At 69.8% G+C, this 17900-nt stretch carries 16 protein-coding genes; 10 read left to right on the top strand and 6 right to left on the bottom strand.

From position 1 onward, the window contains the following. The first annotated feature begins 117 nt into the window (after positions 1-117). A complete protein-coding gene (locus K4G53_RS10670) occupies positions 118-942 on the top strand; it encodes a DUF1206 domain-containing protein (protein WP_221385689.1) in 825 nt (274 codons plus the stop codon). Here the strand turns inward: K4G53_RS10670 and K4G53_RS10665 are convergent. After that, complete coding sequence (locus tag K4G53_RS10665) at positions 927-1769, bottom strand: MBL fold metallo-hydrolase (RefSeq protein WP_308287863.1); 843 nt, start codon at positions 1767-1769, stop codon at positions 927-929. The genes K4G53_RS10670 and K4G53_RS10665 overlap by 16 nt on opposite strands. A gap of 171 nt (positions 1770-1940) precedes the next feature. Here K4G53_RS10665 and K4G53_RS10660 point away from each other — a divergent pair, with 171 nt between their 5' ends. Beyond that, positions 1941-2672, top strand: a complete 732-nt coding sequence (locus K4G53_RS10660) for an SGNH/GDSL hydrolase family protein (protein WP_221385688.1) — start codon at positions 1941-1943, stop codon at positions 2670-2672. Between the two features lie 27 nt (positions 2673-2699). On the opposite strand, the gene K4G53_RS10655 is transcribed toward K4G53_RS10660, so the two are convergent. Continuing rightward, a complete protein-coding gene (locus tag K4G53_RS10655; protein ID WP_221385687.1) occupies positions 2700-3401 on the bottom strand; it encodes an SCO1664 family protein in 702 nt (233 codons plus the stop codon). A gap of 28 nt (positions 3402-3429) precedes the next feature. Next, the gene (locus K4G53_RS10650) at positions 3430-4059 is read right to left on the bottom strand and encodes an MSMEG_4193 family putative phosphomutase (protein WP_221385686.1); all 630 of its coding nucleotides are present in this window, start codon (positions 4057-4059) and stop codon (positions 3430-3432) included. Between the two features lie 137 nt (positions 4060-4196). Between K4G53_RS10650 and K4G53_RS10645 the strand changes: the two genes are divergently transcribed. From K4G53_RS10645 to K4G53_RS10635, 3 genes are all read left to right on the top strand, one after another. Then, on the top strand, positions 4197-5585 hold the full coding sequence (locus K4G53_RS10645; RefSeq protein WP_221385685.1) for a sigma 54-interacting transcriptional regulator: 1389 nt from the start codon (positions 4197-4199) through the stop codon (positions 5583-5585). Positions 5586-5599: 14 nt separating this feature from the next. Beyond that, entirely contained in the window at positions 5600-7600 is a 2001-nt protein-coding gene (locus tag K4G53_RS10640; RefSeq protein WP_221385684.1) for a VWA domain-containing protein, read from the top strand. An 84-nt stretch (positions 7601-7684) separates the two neighbouring features. Then, positions 7685-8293, top strand: a complete 609-nt coding sequence (locus K4G53_RS10635; protein ID WP_260323509.1) for a dihydrofolate reductase family protein — start codon at positions 7685-7687, stop codon at positions 8291-8293. 9 nt (positions 8294-8302) lie between these two features. Here K4G53_RS10635 and K4G53_RS10630 read toward each other — a convergent pair whose 3' ends face one another. After that, a complete protein-coding gene (locus tag K4G53_RS10630; protein WP_221385683.1) occupies positions 8303-9622 on the bottom strand; it encodes a BNR-4 repeat-containing protein in 1320 nt (439 codons plus the stop codon). A gap of 215 nt (positions 9623-9837) precedes the next feature. Here K4G53_RS10630 and K4G53_RS10625 point away from each other — a divergent pair, with 215 nt between their 5' ends. The 5 genes from K4G53_RS10625 to K4G53_RS10605 all read left to right on the top strand — a co-directional run bounded on the left by K4G53_RS10625 (position 9838) and on the right by K4G53_RS10605 (position 14843). Beyond that, complete coding sequence (locus K4G53_RS10625) at positions 9838-10776, top strand: 5'-3' exonuclease (protein ID WP_221385682.1); 939 nt, start codon at positions 9838-9840, stop codon at positions 10774-10776. Between the two features lie 227 nt (positions 10777-11003). Then, positions 11004-11306 carry a hypothetical protein gene (locus K4G53_RS10620; RefSeq protein ID WP_221385681.1) on the top strand — a complete coding sequence of 101 codons (303 nt, stop codon included), beginning with the start codon at positions 11004-11006 and terminating at the stop codon, positions 11304-11306. Continuing rightward, a complete protein-coding gene (locus tag K4G53_RS10615; protein WP_221385680.1) occupies positions 11296-11889 on the top strand; it encodes a hypothetical protein in 594 nt (197 codons plus the stop codon). Before K4G53_RS10620 ends, K4G53_RS10615 begins: the two co-directional genes overlap by 11 nt. 40 nt (positions 11890-11929) lie before the next feature. Continuing rightward, positions 11930-14539: an ATP-dependent helicase HrpB gene (hrpB, locus tag K4G53_RS10610; RefSeq protein ID WP_221385679.1), complete on the top strand. Its 2610-nt coding sequence runs from the start codon at positions 11930-11932 to the stop codon at positions 14537-14539. A gap of 154 nt (positions 14540-14693) precedes the next feature. Continuing rightward, positions 14694-14843: a hypothetical protein gene (locus tag K4G53_RS10605; protein WP_221385678.1), complete on the top strand. Its 150-nt coding sequence runs from the start codon at positions 14694-14696 to the stop codon at positions 14841-14843. A 12-nt stretch (positions 14844-14855) separates the two neighbouring features. Here the strand turns inward: K4G53_RS10605 and K4G53_RS10600 are convergent, their stop codons facing one another. Both K4G53_RS10600 and K4G53_RS10595 read right to left on the bottom strand, forming a co-directional pair. Continuing rightward, on the bottom strand, positions 14856-17009 hold the full coding sequence (locus K4G53_RS10600; protein WP_221385677.1) for a glycogen debranching N-terminal domain-containing protein: 2154 nt from the start codon (positions 17007-17009) through the stop codon (positions 14856-14858). Between the two features lie 182 nt (positions 17010-17191). After that, complete coding sequence (locus tag K4G53_RS10595; RefSeq protein ID WP_221385676.1) at positions 17192-17869, bottom strand: alpha/beta family hydrolase; 678 nt, start codon at positions 17867-17869, stop codon at positions 17192-17194. Between the last annotated feature and the right edge of the window lie 31 nt (positions 17870-17900).

Here is a 17900-nt window from a genome sequence, read left to right as displayed (position 1 = left end):
CCATGGCACTGTCGGGATGGCCCGCACGGATCTACACTGAAGCCATTCCGAGGCGACCATGGGCACGGGAAGCTCACCGGGGAACAGAACATCCGCAGCAACCGGGAAGGGCCGGCCATGGGCAACGCGTCGCAGGGAGCCAACCGGGCGGTATCCGAGGCGGCGTCGGCAGGCCGCAGCCCCGCAGTACGGGTCCTGGCCCGCGCCGGATTCGTCTTTATCGGCCTGGTCCACATCCTGGTCGGTGCCATCGCACTGCAGATCGACAGGGGACAGGGCGGCGAAGCGGACCAGTCGGGTGCCATCGGGACCCTGGCGTCCAAGCCGGGTGGCGGCCTGCTGCTGTGGGCCGGGGCTGCCGCGTGCGCGGCGCTCGCCTTGTGGATGGTCAGCGAGGCCGTCTTCGGGGCCCGTTCCGGAACGGAGAGCCGGAAGAAATGGAGGAAGGCGGCGTCCGCTGCCGGCAAGGCCGTCATCTTTGCCTTCCTGACATACACGTTTGCGGTTTTCGCTGCCGGCGGCAGCAAGAATTCGAGCCAGTCGGCCAGTGACTTCACGGCCAGACTGATGGGCGTGCCTGCAGGGACCGTGCTGCTCGTCGTGATCGGGCTCGCCATCATCGGCGCGGGCGCGTACTACGCCTACCGGGGCGTCAGCCGTAAGTTCCTGAAGGACCTGCAGGTCGCAGGCACGGCCCGCACGGTTGTCCAGTGGCTCGGGACCATTGGCTATGCCGCCAAGGGCGTTGTGCTCGCCGTCGTCGGTGTCCTGATCATCGTCGCCGCCGCCACCGCAGACCCGTCCAGATCCTCGGGCCTGGACGGCGGCCTGAAGACCCTCGGAGCCCAGCCATACGGCGTCTTCCTCCTCGCCGCCAGCGCCGCAGGGCTGGTCTGCTACGGCGTGTACTCGATGGCGCGGGCGCGCTACGGCAAGTTCTGACCGTCCTGGACGCCTGGCCGTCCTGCCTGCTCCGGCATGAACAGCCCGGAAAGGGCGCAGGCTAGGTCCGGGCCGCCGCGACCGCGCCGGGCAGGGCAGTGCGGAGCGCCGGGCCATGGCCCGGCAGGATGACCTCCGCTTCCGTGCCGGCAAGGCTGTCCAGTGCGGCCAGCGCCCCCCGCGGGATCGGAATGGTACATCGGGTGGAGCATCTGCGGTCCCGTGGTCCGGCTGAGCGGGTGGCCGGAGACGAATGAGTCCCCGACCGCGATGGCGCCGGCACTGGGGAGGAGGATTGCCGCGTTGCCCGGAGTGTGTCCCGGCAACAGGACCGCTTCCGGGCTGCCGGGCAGGTCACGAAGCCTTGCGGCATCCCATGCCTCGGCCCGGGGAACGGGTTTGGCTGCCAGGGCGCCGGCCCGGATGGCGTGCACCATCCAGCGGAAGACGCGCGGCCGCCAGGCCCGGGCCAACACCTGCCCGAGGGTGACCTGGTGTTTCTCGCTGCCCCGGACATGCGCCACTTCTTCCGGCGCACACAGGACAGGGGTGCCGAATGACTCCGAGAAGTATGCGGCAGAACCGGTGTGGTCCACGTGCCCGTGCGTGAGCAGCAGCGCCCGCGCGTCCGCCGGTTCCAGGCCCAGGTGACGGAGGCAAGCGAGGACATGCCCGCGGTCGCCGGGGTACCCGCTGTCAATGATGATGAAGCCAGTCCCGTCCCGGACCACTATCCAGTTGGAGGCGGGCCCCACGGCAAAGTAGACGCCGGGAGCCTGCTCACTGAGTCCGGCCGCGGGGTTCCATTCGGTTTTCTGGCGCTGCACGGGCTAAATACTAGCCGCCGCAAACCTGTGGAGTTGCTGTGCATACTGTCGCAAACGGGCCGCAAGGCCTAAAGTGTCTCTCCTGTTGCCTACCATGGAACACTGACACAGTAACGAGTCGGCGGCCCGGCGCTGGGGGCGCCCGCGGATTCCAGGCAGGAGGGCGTCGGCATGCACCCCATTCTGCCGGACCGTGCGCACCGCGGCCGGATGATCAAGGCCGCAACGGCCGCCCTGCTGCTCGTGGCGGCCACATCGGCGCTCGCGGGGAGACCGCAGCCTGTCGATCCCGCCGTGCACCCCACACGGGTGGTCGTGGTCGGTGACTCCCTGAGCACAGGGCATGGAACATCGCCGGAAGACGCATGGCCTGCGCTGATGCGCAAGGACCCGCTGGGCGCGGGATTCGAACTGTTCAACGCCGCCGAAAACGGCAGCGGCTACCTGAGCCCCGGCGACTACGACGGCACCTTCGGCACCCAGGTGGAAGACTTTGTCACTCCGGACACCGGGGTGGTGGTGTTCTTCGGCTCGGAAAACGACCTCGGCTACGCCGCCCCTGACATTGGTGATGCCGCCCTGGCCGCGGTCACCCGCGCGGAGGAACTCGCACCGGCCGCGAAGATCATCGTGGTGGGCCCGCCGTCGTACACCGCCACCCCCGATCCTGCGCTCGTGGACATCAGCACCGCGCTCAAATCAGCTGCCCGTGAGGCGGGCGGGGAGTTCGTTGACCCCATCGAAGAGGGCTGGATCAGCGACGACTTTGACGACCTGATCGGCCCGGACGGGGATCACCCCACGGTGGCCGGGCAGCATTACCTGCTGGAGCACATCGGCGCCCGCATCGACCAAGCCTCGCCCGCGGCGGCGGGGATGCAAGGGCACTCCCAGCCGCAGTAGGCCCGTTGCGGGGATCGGCCGGACACCTCAGACCAGGGGCCACGGATAACGCATCCCCGTGTGGTCGGTGGGCAGCACCCCTTCCAGCATGATGCGCCGGACCCGGCGCTGGAGGGCTGCGACTTCCGCCCCGTCAAGCAGCGCAGCCACCTCGTCCGGCACGGCCGTTGCCAGCGGCCCGATGTCCGCCAGCCGCGCATCCGGAATCGGGTCACCGGCAAAGTCCCAGATGACGGTACGCAGCTTGAACACGGCAGAGAAGCACAGGCCGTGGTCGATGCCCCATACGTGCCCATCCGTGCCGCGCAGGACGTGCCCGCTTTTCCGGTCCGCATTGTTGGCAACGTAGTCGAACAGGGCGATCTGTGCGAGCGCGTGGTGGGTTTCCGGGGAATTGGCATGCAGGGTGAAGTAATGCTCCCGCAGGTCGCCCTCAATGAACCATTGCAGCGATCCCACTCCCAGCGGTGCATCGGCGCGGACCACTGTTGGCGGCACGATTCCCCACCCCAGTGCCTCGCTGAGCAGGTAGGCGGCCCGTTCCCTGCGGTACAGGCCGGGGTTGAAATCGGCGAGCGGGCGCTCGCCGGTTTCCGGCTTGTACACGGCCCACGCGGAGTCGTCCCCGCACGTCAGTTCGGCGAGGAACGTCGCGTTGCTGCCGGCCGGGATGCGCCCCAGCAGCCCGACGCGGCCTTCGGTGAGGAGGGTCAGCTCCCGGCCGGACACCGTGCGCCCCGCGCCAGTCCCTTGACAGTCACTGCGCCCTCAGACCGCTGAGGGGCTCCGACGTCGAATTCACCGTAAGCACTGCCGGCGCCATTCCGTCCGCATAGGAGATGGCGGAGACCGACGCCGGGCTGATCACCAGCCGCTGGAAGAGGTCCAGGTGGGTGCCCAGGGCGTGGGCCACGGCGGCCTTGATCGGGTCGGCGTGCGAGAAACAGACGACGACGCGTCCCGGGTGGGCGGCGCGCAAAGCTTCCAGCGTGCCCACCATCCGGGCCTGCATCCCGGCGAAGCCCTCGCCGTTCGGGAAGCGGAAAGCCGAGGGATGGTGCTGGACCGTCTGCCACTCCGGCCGGCCTGCCAGGGCGGTGAGCGCCGAGCCCGTCCAGTCGCCGAAGTCGCATTCCAGCAGCCCGGCCTCCTCCCGCACTTCCTGTCCGCTGCGCAGCGCCGTCGGCTCCGCCGTCTCACGCGCCCGCTCCAGGGGAGAGGAGTAGACGGCGTCAAGGGCAAGGCCGGTGAGGCGCTCCGCGACGTCCTCCGCCTGGGCGCGCCCGCGCCCGGAAAGATGCAGCCCGGGCGCACGCCCCGGCAGCACGGTGCCTGTGGTGGGTGTTTCCCCGTGGCGAACCAAAAGGATCAATGTGCTCTCGGTCATTGGGTCTAAGCGTAGCCGCGAGGGGGCCCCGTGCCGAGCTTGCGGGGCATGGGGAGCGGCGAAGCGGTAGCCGCGAGGGGGCCGGGAATCTGGAGGAATCTATCGATTAGCCGCAGGACGGGGATTACCGTAGAGGGGTGACTGATCGCCCCGAGATCTATACCGCCGGTGAACTGCGTGCAGCAGGGTACGTCCACAAGGACCTGCGCCACGAAATCCGGGACAACCTCCTCGCCGCCCTCGCCGCAGGCCGCGACCCATGGCCGGGCCTGTACGGGTTCAGCCGGACCGTCATTCCCCAGCTGGAGCGTGCCCTGATTGCCGGGCACGACGTCGTCCTGCTGGGCGAGCGCGGCCAGGGCAAGACCCGCCTGCTCCGCACCCTCGCCGGCCTGCTGGACGAGTGGTCGCCGGTGATCGAGGATTCGGAGCTGAACGAGCACCCCTTCGATCCCATCACGGAGCAGTCCCGGGCCCGGGCCCTGACGGAGGGGGACCGGCTGCGCGTTGCGTGGCGCCACCGGTCGGAGCGGTACGTCGAGAAACTCGCAACGCCGGACACGTCCGTGGCAGACCTCATCGGCGACGTGGACCCCATGCGCGTGGCCGAGGGCCGCCGGCTGGGGGACCCGGAGACCATCCATTACGGCCTGGTGCCGCGCTCCAACCGCGGCATCATCGCCATCAACGAGCTCCCGGACCTCGCCGAACGCATCCAGGTGGCCATGCTGAACGTCATGGAGGAGAGGGACATCCAGATCCGCGGCTACGTCCTGCGGCTGCCGCTTGACGTGCTCGTCGTCGCGTCTGCCAACCCGGAGGACTACACCAACCGCGGCCGCATCATCACGCCGTTGAAGGACCGGTTCGGCGCCGAAATCCGTACGCACTACCCGATCGAACTCGAGGACGAAGTGGCGGTGATCCGGCAGGAGGGCCGGCTCGTGGCCGACGTTCCGCCCGTCATCCTCGAGATCCTGGCCCGCTATACCCGGGCACTGCGGCAGTCCCCGGCCATCAACCAGACCTCCGGGGTTTCGGCGCGCTTCGCCATCGCGGGCGCCGAAACCGTGGCTGCCGCGGCCCTGCGCCGGGCGCGCATCCGGGGCGAGGCGGAGGCCGTGGCGCGCATCATCGACCTGGAGCCGGCGGTGGAAGTGCTGGGCGGCAAGATCGAGTTCGAATCCGGCGAGGAAGGGCGTGAACAGGGGGTCCTGGACCACCTCCTGCGCACTGCCACCGCCGAGGCCGTCAGGGCCCATTTCCAGGGGCTGGACATGGGCCCGCTGGTGGCGGCGCTGGACGGGCACCGGACGGTCACCACCGGCGAACAGGTCACCGCCCAGGAATTCCTGGACAACCTCCCGTCCCTGAACGGCTCCGGCCTCTACGACGAAATCAGCCGCCGCCTCGGTGCGGCGAACGACGGACAGCGGGCTGCCGCCGTCGAACTCGCCCTGGAAGGGCTCTACCTCGGCCGGCGGATCTCGAAGGAATCCGACGACGAGGAAACGATCTACGGCTAGGCACAGGAGGCACCATGGCCATCCACAAGCGGTCCGCGAAGTACGGCCGGTACACCGGTGGCCCGGACCCGCTCGCGCCACCCGTTGACCTGGCCGAGGCACTGGACGCCGTCGCGGAGGATGTGATGGCCGGATACTCGCCGCGGCACGCCCTCCAGGAATTCCTGCGGCGCGGCGGCCGGAACCGGGACGGGCTGGACGACCTCGCACGCCGCGTCCAGCAGCGGCGGCGCGAACTGCTGGGCCGCCACCGCCTGGACGGCACACTGGACGAGGTCCGGAAGCTGCTGGACACGGCCGTGCTGGAGGAACGCAAGCAGCTGGCCCGCGACGCCATGATGGACAACACCGACCGCGCCTTCCGGGAGATGCAGCTCCAGAACCTGCCTCCGTCAACAGCGGCGGCCGTCAACGAGCTGTCCTCCTACGACTGGCAGTCCAGCACCGCACGGGAGGCGTACGACAAGATCAAGGACCTGCTGGGCCGGGAGGTCCTTGAGCAGCGGTTCGCCGGCATGAAGCAGGCGCTGGAAAGTGCCACCGACGAGGACCGCGAGGCAGTCAACGCCATGCTCAAGGACCTCAACGGGCTGCTGGGCAAGCACCGCCGCGGCGAAGACACGGAGGCCGACTTCCGGGAGTTCATGGCCAGGCACGGCCACTTCTTCCCCGAAAACCCGCAGTCGGTCGAGGAACTGGTGGACGCCCTCGCCCGGCGCGCCGCGGCAGCCCAGCGGCTCCTGCAGTCCATGTCCGCCGAGCAGCGTGATGAACTGATGCGGCTGTCCGCCCAGGCCTTCGGCTCGCCCGAACTGATGGCCCAGCTCAGCGAACTCGACGCCACGCTGCAGGCACTGCGCCCGGGCGAGGACTGGACGGGGTCGGAGCGTTTCGAAGGGCAGGAAGGACTCGGCCTGGGGGACGGCACCGGCGTGCTCCAGGACCTGGCCGAGCTTGATGAACTGTCCGAGCAGCTCTCGCAGTCCTACAACGGATCCCGGCTCGATGACCTGGACCTGGACGCACTCGCCCGGCAGCTCGGCGAGAACGCAGCCGTCAGCGCCCGTACCCTGGCGGAGATCGAGCGGGCCATGCAGGACGGCGGCTACCTGCGCCGCGGGGCCGACGGCGACCTCCGGCTCTCACCCCAGGCCATGCGGCGGCTGGGGAAATCGCTGCTCCGCGACACCGCCAGGCAGCTGTCCGGCCGGCAGGGGAACCGGGACACCCGGGCGGCAGGGGCAGCCGGCGAACAAACTGGCTCCAGCCGGCAATGGGAGTTCGGCGACGCCGAGCCCTGGGATGTCACGCGCACCATGACCAACGCCATCCGCCGGACCATGGCCGACGGCGGCAACCCCGCCCGGGGTCTGCGCCTCGCCGTCGGGGACATCGAGGTGGCGGAAACCGAAGCCCGGACGCAGGCCGCGGTGGCCCTGCTGGTTGACGTGTCCTTCTCCATGGCCGCCGAAGGACGGTGGGTGCCCATGAAACGCACCGCCCTCGCCCTGCACCACCTCATCTCCACGCGCTTCCGCGGGGACCGGCTCCAGCTGGTTACGTTCGGCCGCTACGCCCAGTCGATGGACATCGGCGAGCTCACGGCCCTGCCCGCACTGCGGGAACAGGGCACCAACCTGCACCACGGCTTGCTGCTGGCGGGCCGGTTCTTCCGCCGGCATCCGTCCATGCAGCCGGTGCTCCTGGTGGTGACCGACGGCGAACCCACCGCGCACCTGCTGCCGGACGGTGACTCCTGGTTCAACTGGCCTCCGGACGCTGAGACCATCCGGGCCACCGTTGCCGAACTGGACCGGCTGGGCCGGGCGGGCGCCCAGACCACGTTCTTCCGACTCGGCAACGACCCGGGCCTGGAGCGGTTCATCCAGCGGATGGCGCGGCGGGTGGACGGCCGCGTCGTGGCGCCCGAAGTGGGCGACCTTGGCGCCGCGGTGGTGGGGGAGTACCTGCGCGCCCACGTCCGGAGCACGTACGCCGACGGCGACTGGTTCTGAGCGGCCGGTCCCTGCCGGGCGGGCCGCGCCGGCGGCGTCATGCACCCCTTGATCACCCTGCCGGCCCGGAATAGCATGTCCGGCATGGGCCAGCTGATGGTGGATCTGATCGTCACCCTGGACGGATGCGCTTCCGGGGAGGGATGGCCGGGCTGGTGGGGCCTGGAGGGACCGGAATACCTGGCCTGGCTCCAGCAGGAGGCGGAAAAGAACTACACCTTCCTGCTGGGAGCCAACACCTACCGCCTGATGTCGGGGATGTCGCAGGAGGCCTCCGCCGGCGGCGGGGAGTTCTCGGCGGATGAGGGAGCGGCCCTGACGGGCCTGGCGGCCGTGCCCAAGGTGGTCTTTTCCTCCACGCTCAAAGCTCCGCTCGCCTGGCCGAACTCCGAATTGGTGGCGGGAGACGCCGTCGGGGCCGTACGGGAAATGAAACGTGCAGCCTCCGGCCCCCTCAGCACCATGGGCAGCTTGAGCCTCGGCCGCTCCCTGCTGGCAGCCGGCCTCGTGGACCGGTTCCGCCTGGTTGTCTTTCCCCTGATCACTGGCCGTACCGGGAGTGAACGGATCTACGACGGCTATCCGGACGTCGCCCTGGAGGTGGTGGAGAGCAGGACGTTCGACCGGGGCCTGCAGCTCCTCGAATACATCCCCCGCGTCATCGACGGTCCGCCCGGCAGCAACGCGCTGTAACGCCGGCGCCTAGGGATTCGGCGTGACGGTGTCCCCGTCCCGCAGCACCACCACCTCCGTCCGATAGGCCTGCGACGAACGCATGCTGCCGCGGAACCAGCACACGGCGTGGACGGAGGCGTCGCCGGGCGGAACGATGGGCCGGAGGTTGTCCACCGCGGAACCGGCGGTGACGGCAGTCCACTCCCAGCTGGCGCCCGCGTCCCTGGTCCGGCCGCAGTAAACCTCGTAATGCGGTGTGGTTTCGCCGGTCAGCGGGCTGACCGGGGTGGAGATGTAGACGCGGTCCAGGTCGTGGGGGTCCACCGCGCCGAGGCCGGTGTAGTCCTGCTCATGGGGGAGCAGGGCCGGTCCCGCGGCTGCCAGCGGATGCAATTCCCAGCCCGTTCCGTCAAAGCGGGCATACAGGAGGCGGTGGTCATCGACGTCGAGCGCCTGCCCATGCTGCAGCACGCCGTTGACGTCGTTCGCGCGGCAGCTGAGGATGGCGGCCAGTTGCGTCCCCTCGCCGCGCAGGTCCACCGTCCAGCCGTGCGTGAGGACATCGCCACCCATCGCCACCCCGGCCTCGAAAACGGTGGTGAGGGTGTCCTGGTTGACGCCGGGCGATCCGGGTACGGGCTTGCTGACCACCGTGCCCTGCGCATCGTGCAGCGCGCCGTCCTGGATGTAGCCGTGGTAGATGCTGTTGTTGTAGTCCCGGGGGTGGTGGTCCGTGGTTATGAGGTCGATGCGGTTGGTGCCGTTGCCGAAGTACCGCGTGTAGCCGTTGACGTAGCCGATCTTGGGCCGGGTGAAGAGCTTGCCGCCGAAGTGCCAGGTGCCGCCGTCGTCGTCGGAGACCATCAGGGTGGGGTCATCGTTGATGGCCCGGACGAAGTTGTACACCCGTGACTCTGCGTCCAGCCGGTGCAGGTTCGAGTAGGTGGCGCCGCGGCCGCCGGCCAGCCGGGTCCAGTCAAAGCATTGTTCCGGTCCCCACTCGGATGCGTCGTGCGGCCGGATGGAGATCCGCCAGCGAGAGTAGTTGTCCGTCTTGTGCTTGGCATACATCGCCAGGTAGCGCCCGTCCGGCCTGATCAGCAGTGCCGGCGCGTCATGGTCGTCCGGCTCCAGTCGCTGGTGCAGGACGTGGATCTTGCTTTGTCCGGTGGCCAGGTCAAGGACCGCCACCTCGATGTTGCCGCCGCGTCCTTCTCCGCCGGGGCCTTCGGAGGCAGCCACCGAGCCGACCAGCAAGGTCTTGTTCGCGGGGTCCACCAGCGCACGTTCGTCCTGGAACCAGCACCAGGCCCCGTTGTCGTTGATGGTGAGGGGTGTGCGGGGCATGGGTCTCCTGCTTCCGGGAAGGGATGTCACCCTGACGTGCGGGACGGCGGGCGGGCAGGTCCGGCCGGTGTGGTCGGACCACTTGGAAGTATTCGGGGAGCGCCACTGCGGCGTCAAGGGGGCAGGAGTGACAGCCATGTCCCCATCGGCCATCGCCCGTTGTGGCCAGGAGGCCGGCTGCTGACCTTCGGCGCGTTTCCGTGTCAGGATCAGGTATGCCCCAGCGCCTGATGCTGCTCGACACCGCCTCGCTGTACTTCCGCGCCTTCTACGGGCTGCCTGACAGCATCCGGCGCCCGGACGGCACGCCGGTCAACGCCGTCCGCGGACTGCTGGACATGATTGCCAGGCTCACCACCGACTATCCGGCCACGGACCTCGTGGCGTGCTGGGACGATGACTGGCGCCCCCAGTGGCGGGTTGACCTTCTTCCCACCTACAAAGCGCACCGGGTGGCGGAAGTGGTACCGGATGCCCCGGATGTCGAGGTGGTCCCCGAGGGCCTCCAGGCGCAGCTGCCCTTGATCCGCCACGTGCTGGAGCTCGCCGGCATCGCGGTTGTCGGAGCGCCGGGGTATGAGGCCGACGATGTGGTGGGCACCTATGCCAGCACTGCGGACTGTCCGGTGGACGTGGTCACCGGGGACCGCGACCTCTTCCAGGTGTGCGACGACGGACGCCGGGTCAGGGTGATCTACACCGCCCGAGGGATGAGGAACCTCGAAGTCATCACCGAGGAGGCCGTGGTGGCCAAGTACCGGGTCCTGCCCCAGCAGTACGCGGACTATGCCACCCTGCGCGGTGACGCCTCCGACGGCCTGCCCGGCGTGGCTGGAATCGGCGAGAAGACCGCAGCGTCACTCTTGCTGAAGCACGGCACCCTGGAAGCTCTGTTGGAAGCTGCGGAAAAGCCCGACGGCGGCGTGTCCGGCCCCGTCCGGGCCAGGCTCTCCGCGGCGGCCAAGTACCTTGAAGCAGCCCCCGCCGTCGTCCGGCTGGTGCGGAACCTGGAGCTGCCCACCCTGGACGAGGCGGGTGCCCGGCTGCGCCCCGTGACCGGTGACCGGCGCTCGCAGCTGGAGCAGCTGGCCACCGACTGGAACCTGGGCGGATCGGTGCGGCGCATCCTGGCTGCGCTGGACCTGAGGGAGTAGATCCCCGCTCCCCGCAGGCTTCGCGAAGGCCAGTCCCTCGCCTTCCTCGGACCGCCGCTGCTCTTCTGTGGCGATACGCCGGTATTTCGGCAGCGGAATCGCTGCTGAAGACCCCAGCCTGACCCAGCCTGCGTGGCGCGCACCTTGCGCCAGATCCTTTAGGTAGTAAGCTTGCTGAGCATTACTAGTAAGCTTGCTGATGAGTTCGGACGATGGGAGCAGGAGCCATGGGCGCAATACTCGGTACGGCCCTTTCGCTGACGCTGACGATAACCGGCGCGGCGGTGGCCGCAGGGGGCGGCCCGGCAGCCGCGAGAAACCATCTGGCCGGCCACGTGCTCCTGGGCGTGGGCATCGGATTGTTGATCGCCACCGCACTCCGCCTCGCCGCGCGCATCGTGATCGCCCGGATTCCCGCACCCGGTCCGGAGCCTGAGGCCAGGCCCGCCCCCGCAGGCCCGACCGTCGTGACCCTCCTGCCGGCCCGCCCTGCGCCGGTGGCTCCGCTGCGGGGCAGGCATGCCGCTTAAGGACGTCCCGCAGACCGCCCAAGGGGCCAGCGCCGCCGAAGGTGGCGCAGCTCCTGTGGCACACCGCAACCCTGCGGTCCGTGCGGCCATCCTTTTCTGCGTCGCCGCCCTTGCAGCCGCCCTGGTGGCCGGTGCGGCGGCGGTCCGGCCGCCGGACGCGGACGCCACTACGCTGCGCGGCTTCCAGGTCCGCGTGCTGAGCATCAGCCAGGCGGTGGCTGAGAGCCGGACGGACGGCGCCCTGGCGGCTTTGCAGGGGCTGGAAAAGGACCTTAATGATGCCGCCGCAACGGGCCGGCTTTCAGCCGCACGGTACCGCGGCATCGCTTCCGCCCTGGAGGCAGTCAGGGCGGACCTGGCCACACAGGTGGCGGCTGCAGCCCCGGTGGCGGAGGCGGGCGCACCAGCTCCCGCCCAGGCAGCAGACACCTCCCCGCAGGAGCCCCAACCGCAGGAGGCCGCCGTTCCCGCCGTCGCGCCCGCTCCTGCCCAGGCGCCCGCTGAATCATCGGAACCCGGTTCTTCCCTCCCTGGCAAGGCCAGGGAGGGCAAAGGCAAGGGCAGGGGCCAGGGCAAGCCCTGACGCAAGCGGAAAAGTCGGCGGTTGCGGGCACAATGGACCGATGACTCCTCCTGCCCGCCCCGCCCTCGAAGACGCCTTCGATCTCGAAGCCATCGGCAGCGGGCTGGCCTTTGCCGGTTCCCTGTCCGCCCTGGCGGACGCCCTGCGGCGTGGGACGGTTCCCGGCGCAGCCGTGGTGCAGGCGCCGCCCGGCACCGGCAAGACCACCCTTGTTCCGCCGTTGCTCGCCAACGTCTTTGGCCGCACCGGGCGCGTCGTCGTCACCCAGCCTCGGCGCGTCGCCGCCCGGGCCGCCGCCCGCCGCCTCTCAGCCCTGGACGGCAGCGGGCCCGCCGGCCGGGTGGGCTACACGGTGCGCGGCGAACGCCACGCCGGTACCGGAACCCGCGTCGAGTTCGTTACACCGGGCATCCTGCTGCACCGGCTGCTGGCAGATCCAGGCCTCGACGGGACGGCCGCCGTCGTCCTGGACGAAGTGCACGAACGCGGCCTGGAAACCGACCTCCTCGTCGGCATGCTCGCCGAGGTCCGGCAGCTGCGCGGGGACCTCGCCGTCGTGGCCATGTCCGCCACCCTGGACGCCCCGCGGTTCGCCGCCCTGCTGGGTGATCCCGACGGCGGGACACCGGCACCGGTGGTCGACTGCCCTTCCGTGCTCCACCCGTTGGAGGTGGCGTGGCGCCCGGCGCCAGGGCCGCGCCTCGATGACCGGGGCGTGACGCCGATGTTCCTGGACCATGTGGCCGCCACCGCCGCCGAAGCCCACGCCCGCGCCCTGGCCTCCGACGCTGCCATCGACGCGCTGGTGTTCCTGCCGGGCGCCAGGGAGGTGGGCCAGGCAGCCGCAGCGCTGCGGTCCCGGCTGCCCTCCGGCGTGGACGTGCTCGAACTGCACGGGCAGGTGGGCGCGGCCGAACAGGACCGGGCGGTATCCGGCCGCGGCCCCGGGGACGGTCCGCGGATCATCGTCTCAACTGACCTCGCCGAGTCCTCGCTGACGGTGCCCGGCGTCCGGCTGGTCATCGACTCCGGGTTGACCAGGGAGCCGCGCCGCGATGCCGCCCGCGGAATGAGCGGACTGGTCACGGTGTCCTGCTCCCGGGCGTCCGCGGACCAGCGCGCGGGCCGGGCGGCACGGCAGGGACCCGGCAAGGCCATCAGGTGCTACAGCCAGCAGGCCTATGGCGCGGCTCCCGCCCACGTGACCCCGGAAATCACCGTTTCGGACCTCACGGGTGCCGCCCTGGTCCTTGCCTGCTGGGGTTCACCCGGGGGTGGCGGGCTGGCCCTCCCGGATCCGCCGCCCCGCCAGGCCATGGCGGACGCCGTCGAGGTCCTCCGGGAACTGGGCGCCGTGTCCGGCGACGGCCACGTCACCGCAACGGGACGGACCCTCGCCGCCATCCCGGCCGACCCGCGGCTGGCCCGTGCGCTGCTCGACGGCGCGGCGTCCGTGGGAGTGGAACTGGCGGCCGACGCCGTGGCCGCCCTCTCGGGTGACCACCGCGCACCGGGATCCGACCTGCCCCGCCTCCTGGCCCAGCTCCGTGCAGACAAGGGTCCTGCGGGCGCCCGCTGGGCCCGGGAAGCGCGGCGCTTCGCCGCACTTGCCGGGCGGCAACGCCGCGGTCCTGTCCCTTCGGCTGCGTCCGGCGGCGCGGAGGCGGTGGGGGCCGTCGTCGCCCTCGCCTTCCCAGACCGGGTGGCACGCCGCGTGCCCGGCAGCCGCGAACAATACCTGCTCACCTCCGGAACCCGCGCCGGCCTGCCCGCCGGCAGCACCCTCTCCGGGCACGAATGGCTGGCCGTTGCCGAAGTGGCGCGGGCGGGCGGCCGGGACGCGGCAGGAACCGGGGCCGTCATCCGGGCCGCGGCTCCCCTGGCGGAAAGCACGGCGGAAACCGCCGCGTCCCATCTTCTGGCCCACACCGTGGAAGCACAGTTCAGCGACGGCAGGGTCACGGCGCGCAGGATCAAACGGCTGGGCGGCATCGTGCTTTCCGCAACGCCTGTCCGGCCCACCGCGGAGCAGGGCAGGGCGGCAGTGGGTGCCGCCTTGCAGTCGGCGGGGCTTGAAGTCCTGCCGTGGTCGACGGCGGCGGCAGGCTTCCGCCGCAGGCTGGGGTTCCTGCGCCGCGAGCTGGGCGATCCGTGGCCGGACGTTTCCGACCGAGCCTTGCTCGAGCGGCTGGAGGAGTGGCTCGGGCCCGAGCTGGAGCGGCTGGCGGAGGGAGCGGCGGTCAGTTCGATTGACCTCGCCGAGCCGCTGCGCCGCCTGCTGCCGTGGCCCGAGGCGTCCAGGCTCGACCAGCTGGCCCCGGAGTGGCTGGACGTCCCCAGCGGTTCACGGGTCCGGATCGACTATCCGGAGCTGTCCGGCGACGGCGGCGCACCTGTGGTGGCCGTAAAGCTCCAGGAGTGTTTCGGGCTGGCCGAGTCGCCGCGGCTGGTGGAAGGGCGCGTTCCCGTGCTGTTCCACCTGTTGTCCCCGGCGCGCCGGCCGCTCGCCGTGACCGATGACCTGACGTCCTTCTGGTCGGGTCCGTATGCGCAGGTCCGCGCCGAGATGCGGGGCCGCTACCCCAAACATCCCTGGCCCGAGGATCCTTGGACCGCGCCCGCCGCCGCACGGGCGAAGCCGCGCAGGTAACGCCTGTTCCGGGCAGCGTGCCGGCCGCCAAACCGGCACGTGAAAACTCCGATACACGGCCGAAACCTTGCGTCGACCTGTTGAAACAACTCCTGTCTAGGCTCTTTCCTACGTGGACGGCGTTGTCCATACACCCTCTCGGAAGGACGGAACCATGTTTCTCTTGAACATCACGAACCTGCTGCTCGACGGCCGCCGCGCGGAAGACGGACGCGCCCAGGAAGACGCTGCCCGGGACGCTTTCCCCGCCGGACAGCTGACGTCGGCCGCCTGGGAGGGCTGGTGGCACGAAGAGGCCGCCTAGCGGCCCCCGGCCTCAGTGCAGCAGCCCGGTTTCCGCCATGAGCTCCGTCAGCCACGGCCGGTGTTCACGGTGGAAGGTGATTCCCTCCGGCAGTCCCTGGACGGTGGGTTCAGACCCGACAATGTCAATGGTCATCCGGCTTCCCGCGATCGGCGCATTGGTCAGGTGTACGTCACCGTAGGATTCCGGCAGCACGGGATCCATCCAGAAACCGCCGCGGGACACGTGTGCGTCATACCGCATGAGGCTGGTGATCAGCATGATCGGAGTGGTGGCAGCCCAGGCCTGCGGCGAACAAGCGGTGGGATAGGGTACGGGCTCCGCAACCTGCTCCCGGCTGAAACCGCAAAAGAGCTCCGGCAGCCGGCCGTTGGAAAAATCGGCGGCCTCCAGCAGGGCAGTGGAGATCCGCTGTGCCTCCTCGACGAAGCCGTAGCGCAGCAGGCCAGCTGCAATGATGGCATTGTCGTGGGGCCAGACTGAACCGTTGTGGTAACTGGCCGGGTTGTAGGCGCCCATGTCGGTGCCGAGGGTCCGGACGCCCCAGCCGCTGAACATCTCCGGCGACAGCAGCCGCTCCGCAACCGCGGGCGCCTTGTCGTCGTCGACGATGCCATGCCACAGGCATTGCCCCATGTTGGAGGCGCAGGCATCGACCGGCCTCTTGTCGCGGTCCAGGGCGACGGCGAAATACCCCCTCTCCGGCAGCCAGAATTCCTCGTTGAACTTCTTCTTCAGCCGCCCTGCCTCATCGGTGAGCTGCGCAGCCAGCGGTGCGTCCCCGGCGTCGTACGCCATCCACGCGCGGGACAGCAGCGCGCTGTAGACCAAAGCCTGTACCTCGCAAAGCGCAATCGGCGGCTCGGCTATGGTTCCGTCGGCGAAATTGATGCCGTCCCAGGAATCCTTCCAGCCCTGGTTGATCAGGCCCTGGTCGTTCAGGCGTGAGTACTCGACGAACCCGTCCCCGTCCTTGTCGCCAAACTCACGGACCCAGTCCAGGGCCCGGTCGGCGTGGGGGAGCAGGGCAGCGATGGTGTCCTTGGCGAACCCCCAGCGGCTGACGGACCCGAGGGCCATGACGAACTGTGGAGTGGCGTCCACGCTGCCGTAATACACCGATTTCCCGCCCAGGGCCAGGCCGCTGGAGACGCCGAGCCGGACTTCGTGCAGGATCTTGCCGGGTTCCTCCTCGCTCATTGGGTCGACCACTTTGCCCTGCCGGTCAGCCAGTGTCTGCAGCGTGCCCAGCGCCAGGGAAGGATCCACGGGGAGGGCCATTTCCGAGGCCCAGAGCGAATCGCGGCCGAACAGGGTCATGAACCACGGCGCGCCTGCGGCCACCACGATCCGCTCCGGATGGGCAGGATCCTGGATGCGGAGCGCACCCAGGTCGTCATAGCTGCGCCGCAGTGTCCTTTCGATCGAGCGGTTGCCCATGTGGAGTTTGGGGATCTTCGCCACCCATTCCTTCCGGCGGCGGTCGCTGGGAGACATGTCGGGTGCAATGGGATGGCGGTGCTCCGGGGCCGGGGCAGGTTGATCACCGCTGACCGGGATCACGCTCAGTTGCGTGCTCCACTGCCCGTGCGCCGGGACCAGCGCCTGGTACGTCAGGACGTCGGGGGTGGAGGCGGCGCCCTCCCCGTGCACGACCACCCGTTTGAGGACATCGTGCCAGACGGCGCTGATGGTCAATGAGTCGCCGTCGTGGCTGCGGGATTCCTCCCAGGTTCTTTGGACCCGGGCCTCTTTCACCTCAAAGAGATCGGCGAAGTCGGACTCAGCCCGGACCGACACAGTGCATTCGGCGGGCTGTGAGGAATAGTTCCGGATGGTGACCCCCTCCAGGACCCCGGCGGCAACCTCCCGCAGGCGTTCCACCACCAGCGGGCTGTCCGCGTATCCGTCCGAGCGGGGGACCCGGCCGATGAACAGGGCACGGTATGGCTCCTTCACCTCCGCCGCCAGCGGCTCGAGCGCCATCCCGTTGACCCTCAAGTCCCAGCGGGAGAGGATGCGGGTGTCTTCATGGAAGACGCCGTGGGGATGGTCGGGACGGATATCCCCGTTGGCCAGGGAAATGCAGAAGCACGAACCCTCCACGAGCGTGATGTTTCCGGCTCCGACAGGTCCGGCAGCAGTGTCGGCATTCCAACCAGCCATCCCCGTTCCTCCATCTCCTTGGATGTTTCCGCGGCCCGCGGGTCCGGGGTGGGGGAAGCGCCACGGTATCCCGCTCAATCAACGCTACGCCGTTGGCCGCCGCGGTGTAAGGGTGCCGGACTCCCGGCAGCCCGGCCGTTGCCGGGAATCAGGCGGCCACGGCAGTCAACCGTTCCGGGCGCTCAGCCCCCGGCCCCGATGAAACGCGCCACCGTACCGGCCAGCGCGGCGCCGGTTTCCTCCGCGGACCGCTTTTGCCCCGCCACCGCAAAGGAATGGTCGCCGCCTTGCACCCACTCCAGCACGGCGGACGGGCCAATCCGGGAGACAACGTCCGCGAGGATCTCCGGGGTGGCGAACGGGTCCCTGGTTCCCTGCAGGAACAGCATGGGCACGGTGATCCCGTACAGGTGTTCGTCACGGAGTTTCTCCGGCTTGCCGGGCGGGTGGAGGGGGTAGCCGAGGTACACCAGCCCGGCGGCCTCCATTCCTTCCGCCACGGCCATGGACGCCATCCTGCCGCCAAAGGATTTGCCTGCCGCCCACAGCGGCCCGTTGTCGCCATGGGCGGCGGCCTGCGCAGCGGCGGCGGCCATCGCGGCGCGCCAGGTGGCAACCGCCAGCGGTGGCCGGTCGGGGAATTTGCGTCCCGCTTCCCGGTAGGGGAAGTTGAAACGGAGGGTGGCCACGCCGAGGTCATTAAGGGCGTCCGTGAATCCCCGCATGAACGGGTGCTCCATGCCGGCCCCTGCCCCGTGGGCGAGCACCAGGGTTGCCCCGGGCTGGTCGGGACGCGCGTAGACGGCGGTCACCGCGGAGTCGCCGACGGTGACGGAGAGCTGCTGTTCGAGTGCGGGCATGGGTCCATCATGCCGGAGTGCCCGCCATTCG

Origin of the sequence: Arthrobacter sp. MAHUQ-56, assembly GCF_019710585.1 — a bacterium.
Classification (GTDB): Bacteria; Actinomycetota; Actinomycetes; order Actinomycetales; family Micrococcaceae; genus Arthrobacter.
The sequence above is the reverse complement of the archived record's forward strand: the minus strand, read 5'-3'. Positions and strand labels throughout refer to the sequence as shown.